This is a genomic window from Sorangium sp. So ce124, from assembly GCF_051525235.1.
GTDB classification, from domain to species: Bacteria; Myxococcota_A; Polyangia; order Polyangiales; family Polyangiaceae; genus Sorangium; species Sorangium atrum.
In genome coordinates, this window is the sequence record NZ_CP150312.1 from 12,299,216 (window position 1) to 12,311,276 (window position 12,061).

Sequence of the window (12,061 nt, forward strand, 5' to 3'; positions counted from 1 at the left end):
TCAGTCGTTGACCACGGGGATGGTGAACGACACGTCATCTCCGCCATCGAGCTGAAGCTGGAAGCTGTGCTGGAGCTCTTTAACCCGTGCGGTGAGCCGGTCGGCGACACCAGCGAGGACGCCGCGGTAGAGTTCGGCCTTGGCCGTGAGCTCCTTGCAGAGCTCGACCCGCCGCGTGAGCGCGTTCTGACGCATTCCCTCGGACGCCGCCTTGTCGAGGTCGGCGATGAGCTCCGCGACGTCCGCCTCCAGCGCGCCCTGTGCTGCCGCCCTGGCGACCGCGACGTTGTCGGGCGCGTCATGCATCTCGATCCGGATCGGCTTCACGCCGAGCTGCTCGAGCCCCGGCCGGAGCCGGAGCCATGCACCGCAGGTGGACGGCGGCAGCAGGTAGAACCCGCCTCGGTCCCGCAGCGGCACGCCGGAGAGCGCCTTGGCCGTTGCGACCATGGCGAAGGAGATGTCCCGCGTCTCCGCGTGCGCGACGAGGTGGTTTCCGTGGGCGGCCATGGCCTCGGCGTGTGCGAGGGCCTCGGCGATCGAGGGCGCGCCATCGGGCGGCAGGCCCACGATGGTGCCCGTGTGCCGGTCGACACGGCTGCGAGCGCCGCAGAGGTACTCGTCGCCGGCCTCGCCCTCGCGGGTCTTCTGCACGTAGATGCCCACCGCGGCGCTCGTGTCGCCCTTGGGGCGGGCGAAGGGCCGGACGAGGATGCCGGCCGGGCGCTTCACCTCGGCCGCGGCGCGCGAGAGCGCGGTGGCCGGCTCCATGTCCGGGATGAGGTGTCCGAGCCCCTCGGTCGCAAAGACGCGGCGAGCTGCCTCGCGCGTCACATCGATGCGGTCGGTGTTCCAGGAGATGAGATCGCCGATGTGGCGACCTCCCGCGGCAGCGAGCCGCCGCTGGGTGCGCTCGAGCGTCGCCGGTGCGCTGTTCATGGTGTGGATTCCTTGTTGTGGATAGCGTTGTTGTGCGGAGAAGAAGCGGGCGCTGTGCGGGTCGATTCGCACGCTGCCCAGAGCAGCGGCCCACCCAAAGGACGATGGACCGCGGTGACTGCTAGGCCGAGAACGCAGCTTCGGTGAGAGCTTCGGCGAGCCATCCCGCGCTGCGAGGGGCAGCTGGCGCTGCATTCGCGGGATTCGGGCGTGGGGCGTCTTGGATGCGACGTCCCGGGCAAGCTGACGCCGGAGCCGGCCGGTGCTTTTTAATGGCAGGCGCCGGGATGCTGACGTTGACGACGTGGGTGGACTCGCTGGCTGGCACCACCTGCGAGTAGAGGCTCAGCCCGCCACGCCCCTGGCGCCATCGAAAGTGGAGTCCGGTCCGGTCCACCCAGCTCACCAGATCAGCGAACTGCCTCGGAAGAACCTCTGCCACCTCGACCAGCTTCTTGCGGGGAAGATGTACCGCGAAGAGGCGGCTCACCAAGCTGATGTGCGGGACCGTCACATCCGCAAGCAGATCGCCGAGGAGGACGCTCATGTCCAGCAGCACCGCGCTGTCCCGCCAGACTGCCGTCATGGCAAGCCGCTGGGCTGCCGCCAGGACGGCGTCGCGACGGGCAGCCTGATGACGCAGCGTGCGGGCTTCAGCTCGATGCTGGAGGAGCGCGCGAACACGTGGAGCGGCTTCGTCGTCGGGCTGGCCGGCCAGTGCCCGGAGCTCGCTGGCATCAACGCCGAGCAGCACCGCGAGCTCCTCGTCGTGCTCGGCGACGTAATCGTCGATGTTGTGCGACCCGGGCTCGAGCGCGCGAAGAACGCGCTCGAGACCTGCCAGGCCGCTACGCCGCCCGGCCATGGACGATCACGACCTCGTCGGGATTCGTCGGCTCCGGCAGATCCAGATCCGGCGAGGGGACCGGCAATTGGTCGGGCCGCTTCTTCGCCTTCACCAGGTCGCGGGCGAACTCGTGATCGGGACTGTTGCCCAGCGCGGCGCGCCGCAGCCGCCGGGCAACGGCGAACGGATTCATGCTGCGCGGCACGCGCAGGGAGGCAGTGCCGAGCGACAAGAGCAGACGGCGCTCGGCCAGGGTCGAGGGGCGGAGCGTACGACCGTTGACGCGCATGAGACGTTCCTTTCTTCGAAAACGGAAGGGCGCCCGGAGCACGAGAGCTCGTGCCAACGGGCGGCCTGTGGATCAGGGGGTTGTAAGAGAGATTGTCAGCGCTGCTGTGGACCAGCGCAGCGCGACAATGGAGTCGATGCGATCTGTCGGCAGTCTTCTTACTGGATGATACAGAGGTCGAGCATGGAGCTGAATCCTCCGCCGCGACCTCCAATGATGACGTGGTCGACCAGAGGAATGCTCACGAGGTCAGCAGCCCTCTTCATCGCCGTCGTGAGCGCGATGTCCTCCGGGCTGGGCATCGGATCCCCGGACGGGTGGTTGTGCACGAGTACGAACGCGCTGGCGCCGGCACGGATGACCGGCCGCAGCACATCGGCGACGGTGAGCGCGGCGCCGTGCCTTCCGCCCCGTGCCACTTCGAGCTCGGCCATGAACTCGTTGCGACCGTTGAGCGCGATGCCGAGCATCACCTCGTGAACGAGCCCGCCCAGCCGGTCGGCGTAGATGCGGGCAATGTCCGCCGAGCAGGAGAACTTGTGCTTCGGCAGGGAGGGGTAGCCGCTACGGACGAGCTGCTGCAACGCCAGCACGGCGCTGCGCTGGACGCTCGTGAGCCCGAGCTGCTCCAGCTCGTGCTCGCTCAGGTCTCTCCAACCGCCTGCGGCGCGGGCGAGCCGGTCCGCGATGCGCCGGCGGCGCAGCACGGTGCGGAGCAGCTCGTCCTCGGGCGCGGCCAGGGCGCCCCCGAGCTGCACGCCTGGGCGCTGAGCCCCGAGGCCAGCCTCACCGCGGCCAGCCGGCATGGCCGTCGCGCCAGTAGGGCTCGTCGTCCTCGTCGAACAGGGACCGCTGGCCACAGGGCGAACCGTAGCGCGGCGCGCTGGGTGGCACCGACGGGCCCATGTGGATCCGCGGCGCCGGGCCCTGTCGTGCGGCGAGCATGAAGATCGGCAGGTTCCGGTCGACGATCACGATGCCGGTGAACGCCGCGCCGTCGGCGCTGAAGAGCTCGACACCTGGAGGCGGGGTTGCCGCCTCCCGGAGCCAGTCGAGCATCTCCGCGGCCTTTGGCACGCGCCGGGGCAGACCGTGCCGGAGCAGCTCCAGCAGGGCCTCGCCGATCAGCTCGCTCACCGCGATGGCCAGATCGCCTCCGAGACGGCCGCGACCAGGAGGCCGGCGACGGCGGCGGCGGCGCCCTTCTTCACCGACTCGTTCGCGAACACACGGAGGACGTAGGAGGAGACAGCGGCCGTAGCGTTCTCGTCGTTCTGGGACATGGGGATCTCTCCTGAGCGCCAATGAGGGCTCGTTTCGATCTGGACGGAATATGAAATGGTGATCCGGACGACATGTCGCGGTGGACAGGGGCAGCGTGGGCGGCTAGCCCACGCTGGCGAGGACCACCTGCGCGGCCATCGCGAGGACCGCCGCGGTGATGCGCAGCACTTTCACGAGGAGCTTGTGGTTCTTCATGGACGTGAATCTCTCGAGCGGAGACCTCCTTCCCCAGTATTATCCCCTGTAATTCCAATCATTTGCGCCCGACGATCACGCGGCTGACCGTGCACGAGGGCCACGGGGAACGCGACCCAGACGCACTGGGTCTGAGGAAACTCCCCCGGCAAGGAGCCGACCGATGCGAAAGGATGATCTCGAACCGAAGCCGAGCCGCGCGGAACGCGCGCTCCAGAACATGACCTCGGCGCTCCGCAAGGAGTGCGACAGGATCTGCCAGGCCCTCGCGTCCGCAGGAATCAACGACGCGAAGGTTCGGCATCGACTGGGCGCCCTGGTGAACGTCATCCAGGACGACGCCGACAAGTACGGGAAGCGCGGCGTGGAGCAGCGATCCGAAGCTCGCCCCGGCGCGCCTTGGCCACGGCCGCGTCGATCAGCCGCTTGCGGATCAACGTCAGTTCGAACTCGCTCATCGTCCCCTTGAGGCCGAGCAGGAGCCGATCATTCGGCAGACCAGGGTCGTGAACGCCGTCGCTGTCGATCACGTACGTGCCGACGAGGCCGCACAGTTCGAGCAGGTGATGCCAGTCGCGCCCGTTGCGCGCAAGTCGAGATGCCTCCAGGCAGAACATGGCCTCCACGGAGCCCTCACAGATGCGCCCCACGAGATTCCGGAAGCCCGGTCGATCCACCGTGCCACTGGCGGAGCGGCCGAGGTCCTCGTCGATCACTGCTATCTCGCGAAAGCCGTACTGACGGGCAAGTTCCACCAGTTCGTACTGCCGCCGTTGGCTCTCGAGATTCTCTTGCAGTTGGATTTCAGTGGGCTGGCGCACGTACACAACGGCTGCGCGCGAGAGCACCTCCTTAGGCAATTCACGAGCGGTCATCGTGCACTTCGTCGTGGCGTTGCGCGCTCACCACCTGAAGGAGAAGTTGGCTCAGCAGCGCGACGGCGTCGGCCCGTTGCCGTTGGTCGAGCGCGCGTCTCGGCGCGAACGCGATCGACAACTGGGATGATGGATCCTGTGGCGGGTCGGCCCGGTGGCGTCGATGGGCCATGGGAGTCCTACGGCGCCACTCTGCCAGAAGACGCGATCGGCGTCGGCGACTGGATCTCGTCCACCAAGCGGCGCGCCTCGCGCAGGGCTGCGATCGAGACCCGGCGCACGCCGAGGGTCATTTCCGAGCAGGCGGCTCGGTCGAAGATCCACGCCGGGATTACGACCCCGGCGTCGTCGGCGAACACGCAGACGAAGGCTTCTTCTCCGCCACGTTTCTCGCGGTACAGCACGGGGACCTCACTGCCTCGCGCGGGGTGCCACGGATAGTGGACCTCCGCGCGAAACGCGACATGGGCAGAATGACCTGGGAATTGCCGTCGGCAGGAAGAATCACTACGGCTCACACTCGCTGCGCGGTACCGAGGTCGCGGCGACGTTCTACAGCCTGGTGGAGAGCGCGAAGCTCAATGGCCTGGAGCCGCGCTTCTACCTGCGCGTCGCGACACGCGGGGGCTGCGGCGCGAGACCGTGCCGCTGCCACACGAGGTCAAGGCGATGCTCGCGGCGGGACGCTTCACCAGAACGACTTCGAGGAGCACACCGAAGGGAGCGTCGATGCGGCGCTCGCCGCCGCGCCTGCCGGCACGGCTGAGAAAGAAGACGTCGCAGTTCTGACGGGTCGTTTAGCCGCCGTGCCAGCACGGATCTGCGCGCGAGGCGGCGGTACGGCGCCTGCTGATGACCGACGTGACGTGCCCCCGTCCACAGGCGGACGCGCCCTCGTGCGGGAACGATGTGCGGGCCGCACGCACACGCGCGATTTACGCGAACTGCGGGCGCTCGGGGGACGGGCCAGAGCGAGGACTTACTTGTCAGACCTTCTGAAGCCTGGGATACTGTCACAAATGCCTGTACCAGTTGGCTGGAAGGTGCAAATCGTAGGACGCGAAGACCTCGGGGCTGGCGAGGTAGCCTCCTCACTGGACAGTGCGGGGGCCGTTATCGTCCACTTTTATCGTGGGCCTACAAGCTACGAACCCGTGGTAGCGAAGTCGATACGCCGTGTCCAGTTGGAAGAACAGACACGCTGCTTCGTCGCATTGGAGAGCGGCTACCGCGTCGGGCGTGTCGTGAATTGCCGCAACAGCGCCCCAAACGAGCCCCGCGTCTATTATGTGGCCTTTCCCAACACCAAGGGGGTTGTCGCCCTCGCGGAGACCGAATTTCGAGCGCGAAGCTTGCTCGGCTCGACCGATCCCGTCGCTACGCTGGCGGCGTTGGCGCACGAGACGCCGTTCTTCTTTGAGCGCCGCTTGGCGTGGGTGACGGCGTACGATATCCACGCCGCCGCGAGCCGTGGCTTGCAGGCACTCGATACGTCGGCGGTGGAGCTCTTCCCGCATCAGGCGGACGCAGTGCGGCGCACCCTGCAAGACCATCGAGTGCGTTACCTGCTGGCCGATGAGGTCGGGCTGGGCAAGACGATCGAAGCGGGCGCCATCCTGCGCCAACTCTTGAGGGACATGCCCGATGCGCGCGTCGTGGTCCTGACGCCGTCCGTGCTTACGGCGCAGTGGAGGGCGGAGCTCGACCGCCGGTTCCGTCTGCACGGCGTACGTGTCGTGGCCCATGAGGAGATGCGCCGTTTTGCCGGCGAGAGCCACGACGTCGTGGTGATCGACGAGGCCCAGCAGCTGATTTCGGCGGGGGCCGACGAGGCGGCGAAGCGGCGTCACTTCGAGCAGCTAAGCGCACTCTGCAGGCGGACCCGGCACCTCCTCTTACTCTCGGCGACGCCCGTGCTCCACCGCGACGCGGAACTCCTCGCGCTGCTCCACCTGCTCGATCCCGATCAGTACCGACTCGACGACCTTGCCGGGTTCAAGCGCCGCCTCGAGAGGCGGGCTCCCATCGGACGGTCCCTGCTCGCGCTCTCCCGCGCGAGCAGCCCGTTCATCATCCAGCGACAGCTCGGCCAGCTCGGCCAGCAACTAGCTGACGACGAGGTGCTGCAGGCCGAACTCGCCACGGCGCCGACCGGAAAGGGCCCCGAGGCTGCGGCGGCGTGGGCTGCACTCGCCGCGCGTGTGCGGGTTCACGTCGCGGAGACCTGGCGGCTCCACCGGCGGATGCTGCGCACCCGGCGCAGCGTCCTGGTGCAGGACGGCGAGGCCCAGCGCCGCCGCAAGGTGGAAGAGCCGGAGTTCGTGAGCGCGTACCTCGACGCGGAGCGCGCCTGGGCGGACCTGTGGGACTGGGTCGAGGAGCTCCGGATGGCCGCCGCGGCGAGGGCGGTGTCGCTCCCGGACGAGCGTGCGCGGCGTCTGCAGCAGCGCTACCTGGCGATTGCAAGCGCCGTCGCCGACCCGTCGCCCATGCTGAATCGGCTGCTCGAGACGGCTCGGTGCGACCCCGAGTTCACGTTCGCTGCGGATACGCTCGACGCGATCGCGCGCCGTGCGGAGGAGATCCCCCGCTCGGCCCGACTCGAAGCGCTCTCGGAGGTGTTGGGGAGCCAGCTCGACCGCGCGCCGAGGTGGGTCGTGTTCTGCAGCGGCGCGGACCGGGCGCAAGCGGTGGCGCACCACCTCCGCGAGAGACTCTCGGACGTCGACGTGCAGTGTCTCGACAGGACGGTCGTCCGGAACTCGCAGGAACTGATCGACGGATTCGTCGAGGCGCGGGCGCAAGCGATCCTCGTGGTCGACGAGAGCGCCGAGGCGGGCCTCAACCTCCAAGCCGCGGACGGCCTGGTCATGTTCGATCTGCCATTCGAGCCCATGCGCCTCGAGCAACGCGCCGGCCGGCTCGATCGGCTGAACCGAGTCCGCCCCTTGCAAGCCATCGCGATCCTCTCCGTCGACGACGCCGACGACAGGCGTTTGGCCTTCGATCGCGCCTGGTACCAGGCCGTCGTCCACGGCCTCGGGCTATTCAGCGACTCGATCGCCGACGTGCCCTTCTTCCTCGAGAACCAGCTCGCCGAGATGGCGAGGCGCGTGTTCGAGCGCGGACCGAGCGCACTCTACGAGTACATCCCCCAACTCCGCGAGCAGCTCAAGAGCGAACGCGAAACAGCAGAAGAGCAGGACGTGCTCGACGGCACCTACGCGGGAGCCGTCCGCAGCAGCTCCTGGTGGAAGGCCCTCGAGGACGTCGACGCGGCCGAGGACGCACTGGAGCGGGCCTTCGCCGGCTACGTCGACAAATCAGTCGCCTTGAAGCGTTGGTATGTCGGCGAGCGTCAACCGGGCACCGCCTCGAAATTCGAGCTTCATCGCGGCCGCGAGCACGACATACTCCTCCCTGCCGAGCGGATCCGTACCTTCTTGCCGTCCCCCAGGCGCCTGTTTACGTTCGGCAGGAAGCGGGCGACGCAGGAGATGGACGTCGAGTTGCTGCGCCCCGGGCACCCGCTGCTCGACGGCCTGCGCGCTCTGGCCGACTGGGATGATCGGGGCCGGGCGTTCGCGCTGTGGCGGAAGGTGCCCGGTTGGCGCGCGCCCCATCTGGTGGCGCGCGTATGTGTCAGGGCGACACTCGATACGAGCCTGATGGGTGAGGCGGCGCGCGACGCGATTGCCGCGGCCTCGGTCCAGCGCCTCGCGATGAACTGGTTCGCGACGTGGCGCAGTGAGCATTTCCTGCAAGCGGACGGCACCGCCGCGACGAACGAGCAGATAGAGCAGTGCACGCCCTCCTATCAAACGCCCCGCGACACGAACTTGGGAGGTGAACGCTCCTCCGCCTTGCACGCCCTGGTGCCTTCGATCGAGTGGCCCACCTACTGCCATCGCATGGCGGAGACGGCGCTCGATCTGGCACGTAAGGACGCTTCCTTCGTGCAAGCCTTGTCGCAGGCGCGCTCCGAGGCGGACGAGTATTTCGGGAAGCTCGAGGTGCACCTGCGTCTCCGCGAGCGCCAGGGGATGCTCGGGGACATCGCGGCCGAGCGCGCAATGCACCGGTCCGTCCACGATCGTGTCGACGAGTTCCTGGCTCGGCCGGCATTTCACGTCGATGCGATCGGGATTTACGTGCTCGCGGCCGACGCCGGTTGGATCCAGATCGAGCCATGAGCGATGCGACGGATCTCCTTGAGGCAGGGTGGTCGGATCTGACCCGACCCGTCGATCTCGACGTCGACGGCTTGTCTCAGACCGACCCGTACCATGCGCGCCTCGCAAGGGTCCTCCGCGAGGGAATCGCCGCGCCGGCGCTGGGCGCGGGCGCCGCCGATCTCGCGGTGCTCCTCCGCGCCGTGATCCGCAATGCCGGCCAGCGGACGCAGCGCCCCGGCCTCTGGGTACCGGAAACGTGGATGCGCCTCCTGACGCCCGACGTGCTCGCTCGTCACGGGCTACAGGAGTCCCATCGACACGCAGGCCGCGTGCACCTCCGCGCGCTGCCCTGGACGCCGCGCTGGGTCGAGGGAGCGGGCGCGCAGTCCCTGGGCGGGATCGAAGCGCCGCTCCACGACAGCCGCCTGGTGCGCCACGATCCGACCGCCGAGGCAGATCCGGTGCTCCTGCGCATCGGCTACGATCGCTACCAGTCGGAGGCACAACGCGAGGCCGTGCGCACCGTGCTTTCCGCGCAGCCGGGCGAGACCGTCATCGTCCTCCTGCCGACGGGCAGCGGAAAGAGCGCCTGCAGTCTGTTGCCCTCGTTCCTGACGTTGCCGGACGATGTCGATCACTTCGGCGTCACACCGATCGTCGTCCCTACGGTCAGCCTGGCCCTCGACCTGCAGAGGCGCATCCACGAAAAAGGGCTGCTCTCCCACGCCTGCGCGTACCGCCCCGACACGACGGAGGCTGCCGCCATGCGCGAGAGGGTCGAGGCCGGGGTCCAGGGGCCGCTCTTGCTCTCCCCCGAAGCGCTGGTCGGGTCCGTCAAGGAGCCGCTCCGTACCGCAGCGGCGGCCGGTCACCTCCGCTACCTCGTCGTCGATGAGGCCCACATGATCGCGACCTGGGGTGACGAGTTCCGGCCTGCGTTCCAGCAACTGGCGGGGGTGAGGCGCGAGTTGCTCGCCGCGTGCAGGAAGCCCTTCGTGACCGTCTTGCTGTCGGCGACCCTGACGGCGTACGCGCTGCGCGCCCTGGACGAGCTCTTCGGGGGGCCACGGGGGCTCCACGTCGTCCATGCCGTGCGGCTCCGGCCGGAGCCCCGGTATTACTGGACCAGGGCAGAGCACCGCCACGAGCAGATCACCCGGATCCAGGAGGCCCTCGCCCATCTCCCGCGCCCGGCGATCCTCTACACGACTCGAAGGAAGGACGCGATCGACTGGCACGCTCGCCTGCTCGCCCTCGGGTACGCGCGGATCGGCCTGGTGCACGGCTCCAGCACGGAAGATGAGCGCCGTAAGGCCCTCGAGCGATGGAACGACGATCGGATCGATCTGATGGTCGCGACCTCCGCCTTTGGCCTCGGCGTCGACAAGGCCGACGTGCGCGCCGTGCTGCACGCGTGCTTTCCGGAAAGCCTCGATCGCTACTACCAGGACGTCGGCCGGGGCGGTCGCGACGGCCACGCCAACCTCGCGCTCATGGTCTGGACCGGAGAGGACGAAGACGTCGCCAGTAGCCTCGCGCGCCCGACCCTGATCGGCGTGGAGCGAGGCCTCGAGCGGTGGCGTTCGATGTTCGGCTCGCACGCGAAGGAACCCCGCGGGGGCGGCGTCTTCGCGGTTCCCACCGACGTGAGCCCGTCGGCCCGGCCCGGCGACATCGACATGATCAACGAGGCCAACGAGCGTTGGAACCACCGCACGCTCCTGCTCATGCAACGCGCCGGCGCCGTCGAACTCCAGGGTGAGTCGATGCGGCGTAGCAACGGCCGGGTGCGGACCATGGCACACGTCCAGGTGCTCAAGCCCGGACACCTCGACGAGGTTCTCTGGGCGACCGACATCGAACCGCGCCGCCGCGAGATGCTCGCCGCCTACGACCGCGAGTGGGAGCTCATGAACGACGCCGTGCGCGGGGATCGATGCCTCGCGCACGTGCTCCAACAAGCCTACGAGGCGGACTCGCCGAGGATCGTCGTCGTTCGCGCCTGCGGTTCGTGCCCCCGCTGCCGCCGCCGCGGCGAAGGCATGTCGATCGGCAGGCTCTTCCCTCGACACACGCCACCGGAGAGCCGGGCCGTCCGTCCGCGGCTCGGCAGGAAGTTGCAGGGACTGCTCTCCGGGGAGCGCCTTGCCCTGGTGCTCGTCCGCGCCGCGGACTCCGACGATCTCGACAGGCTCCGTGCGCTGGCGGAATGGCTGGTGGGCGAGGGCCTCCACGACCTGGTGCTGGACACGGCGACGCGTGCGGAATGGCGCGACTCCTTCGGCGCTCTGGGGCAGCCGCCACTGTTCTTCCACGAGCAGCGACCAACGGGCATCCGCAGAGGGTTCCCGGCTGCCGCGTTCGTCCTCGGGAACACGGCGGAGGACTGGAAGCACATCGAGCTGTTGCTCAAGGATCTGTCTCCGGGCAGCGTCATCGTCCTGCAGGAGGACGCGCACGAACCGGATCGTCCGGATCGGCTGAGCCGCGACATCGTCACCGGCGTGGCGCGCTGGCCGCTAACCCTCTGGGAGGATTGGTTCCTCGAATGAAGCTCTATACCAGCTTCGAAGCCGTTCCGAGCCGTATCCTGGGGCTCGCCCGCCTGCTCGCTTCCGGGAAGCGAAGCGAGCGCACGCGCGAGGACGTGGTCGCGCTCCTCCAGCCGCCCTCGCTTCGAAAAGGCGAAAGTGGCACCGCGGACATGGCCAACAGGGTCATTGGCGCTGCCAGCGAACTCGGCCTCGTTGATGAGTTCGAGAACGCTCGAGGGGAGCCGTCCATGAGGCTCAGCAAGCTCATCGATACGAGCGATCCGTCGCGGGAGTACCTGGCGCGCTGGATCGCCCGGCGCGTCCTGCATGACCTCATTGAAGACGCGTCGCGGAACTTCGCGCTCGTGCTCGCCTGGCTGATGATGATCCCCAGCGACGACACGCCCGAGGACGAGACGGCGTGGAAGCGGCGCTTCAGCGGCGACGGTTTCCACATCGACAACATGGGCCTCAACAACGACCAGCGCTGGCAGAACGTCTTCTACTGGTCGCAGTTCCTTGGGCTCACCTGGCAACTCTCGAGCACGAAGGCGAGCGGGATCGTCTGTGATCCGTCGACCCTCATCAATTGGTTCCTCGACGATCTGCTACCGCCGGGGCGGGAGATCACCGCTGACGCCTTCCGGGACAAGCTCGGCGAGCTGTTCCCCACGCTCGACGGCGGCGCCATCCACCGCGAGGCCCGCGCCCAGATCGCGAAGGCCCGGGGTGGGAGCCTCGAGCACGAAGATCGCATGTCACCCGGGGTAAGCCTTGCGCTCCGCGAGCTGCGCGAGCACGCGAAGCTGCACTACCATTGCCCCGACGATCAGCGCACGTTCCTGCTCCTCGACGACGGCGAGAAGATCGCGTTCGTCTCCAGGCCACCCCGAGCCGAGTCATGACACGATCCTTCCCTGCTC

General features: G+C 68.2%; 11 protein-coding genes and 1 pseudogene. 3 read left to right on the forward strand and 9 right to left on the reverse strand.

Annotated features, from left to right (window positions below; translation table 11 throughout):
- The 9 genes and pseudogenes from WMF19_RS46180 to WMF19_RS46220 form a co-directional block, all read right to left on the reverse strand.
- Positions 1-939 carry a hypothetical protein gene (locus WMF19_RS46180; protein ID WP_437896169.1) on the reverse strand — a complete coding sequence of 313 codons (939 nt, stop codon included), beginning with the start codon at positions 937-939 and terminating at the stop codon, positions 1-3.
- 121 nt (positions 940-1,060) lie between these two features.
- Positions 1,061-1,804, reverse strand: coding sequence for a hypothetical protein (locus WMF19_RS46185; RefSeq protein ID WP_437896170.1), 744 nt, complete (start codon positions 1,802-1,804; stop codon positions 1,061-1,063).
- Positions 1,788-2,075, reverse strand: coding sequence for a hypothetical protein (locus WMF19_RS46190; RefSeq protein WP_437896171.1), 288 nt, complete (start codon positions 2,073-2,075; stop codon positions 1,788-1,790). The genes WMF19_RS46185 and WMF19_RS46190 overlap by 17 nt, the downstream gene beginning before the upstream one ends.
- A 158-nt stretch (positions 2,076-2,233) precedes the next feature.
- Positions 2,234-2,833 carry a JAB domain-containing protein gene (locus tag WMF19_RS46195; RefSeq protein ID WP_437896172.1) on the reverse strand — a complete coding sequence of 200 codons (600 nt, stop codon included), beginning with the start codon at positions 2,831-2,833 and terminating at the stop codon, positions 2,234-2,236.
- A gap of 28 nt (positions 2,834-2,861) precedes the next feature.
- Entirely contained in the window at positions 2,862-3,212 is a 351-nt protein-coding gene (locus WMF19_RS46200; RefSeq protein ID WP_437896173.1) for a hypothetical protein, read from the reverse strand.
- Entirely contained in the window at positions 3,209-3,358 is a 150-nt protein-coding gene (locus WMF19_RS46205; RefSeq protein ID WP_437896174.1) for a hypothetical protein, read from the reverse strand. The genes WMF19_RS46200 and WMF19_RS46205 overlap by 4 nt, the downstream gene beginning before the upstream one ends.
- Positions 3,359-3,919: 561 nt before the next feature.
- Positions 3,920-4,429: pseudogene (locus WMF19_RS46210) on the reverse strand (recombinase family protein); the annotation flags it as partial.
- On the reverse strand, positions 4,416-4,550 hold the full coding sequence (locus WMF19_RS46215; RefSeq protein ID WP_437896175.1) for a hypothetical protein: 135 nt from the start codon (positions 4,548-4,550) through the stop codon (positions 4,416-4,418). The pseudogene WMF19_RS46210 and the gene WMF19_RS46215, both read right to left, overlap by 14 nt.
- Positions 4,551-4,608: 58 nt before the next feature.
- On the reverse strand, positions 4,609-4,833 hold the full coding sequence (locus WMF19_RS46220) for a hypothetical protein (protein ID WP_437896176.1): 225 nt from the start codon (positions 4,831-4,833) through the stop codon (positions 4,609-4,611).
- A 615-nt stretch (positions 4,834-5,448) separates the two neighbouring features.
- Here WMF19_RS46220 and dpdE point away from each other — a divergent pair.
- Genes dpdE through dpdG form a run of 3 tightly spaced genes read left to right on the forward strand, consistent with a single transcriptional unit; the run spans position 5,449 to position 12,043 of the window.
- Complete coding sequence (dpdE, locus tag WMF19_RS46225; protein WP_437896177.1) at positions 5,449-8,622, forward strand: protein DpdE; 3,174 nt, start codon at positions 5,449-5,451, stop codon at positions 8,620-8,622.
- Positions 8,619-11,156 (forward strand): protein DpdF, encoded by a 2,538-nt coding sequence (gene dpdF / locus WMF19_RS46230; protein WP_437896178.1) that lies wholly within the window; start codon positions 8,619-8,621, stop codon positions 11,154-11,156. The genes dpdE and dpdF overlap by 4 nt, the downstream gene beginning before the upstream one ends.
- The gene (gene dpdG, locus WMF19_RS46235; RefSeq protein WP_437896180.1) at positions 11,153-12,043 is read left to right on the forward strand and encodes a protein DpdG; all 891 of its coding nucleotides are present in this window, start codon (positions 11,153-11,155) and stop codon (positions 12,041-12,043) included. The genes dpdF and dpdG overlap by 4 nt, the downstream gene beginning before the upstream one ends.
- Positions 12,044-12,061 lie beyond the last annotated feature (18 nt).

What these genes read in the sequence shown, in the direction of transcription:
- WMF19_RS46180 (WP_437896169.1), bottom strand. Translation starts at nt 939, where the DNA reads ATGAACAGCGCACCGGCGACGCTCGAGCGCACCCAGCGGCGGCTCGCT.
- WMF19_RS46185 (WP_437896170.1), bottom strand. Translation starts at nt 1,804, where the DNA reads ATGGCCGGGCGGCGTAGCGGCCTGGCAGGTCTCGAGCGCGTTCTTCGC.
- WMF19_RS46190 (WP_437896171.1), bottom strand. Translation starts at nt 2,075, where the DNA reads ATGCGCGTCAACGGTCGTACGCTCCGCCCCTCGACCCTGGCCGAGCGC.
- WMF19_RS46205 (WP_437896174.1), bottom strand. Translation starts at nt 3,358, where the DNA reads ATGTCCCAGAACGACGAGAACGCTACGGCCGCTGTCTCCTCCTACGTC.
- dpdE (WP_437896177.1), top strand. Translation starts at nt 5,449, where the DNA reads ATGCCTGTACCAGTTGGCTGGAAGGTGCAAATCGTAGGACGCGAAGAC.
- dpdF (WP_437896178.1), top strand. Translation starts at nt 8,619, where the DNA reads ATGAGCGATGCGACGGATCTCCTTGAGGCAGGGTGGTCGGATCTGACC.
- dpdG (WP_437896180.1), top strand. Translation starts at nt 11,153, where the DNA reads ATGAAGCTCTATACCAGCTTCGAAGCCGTTCCGAGCCGTATCCTGGGG.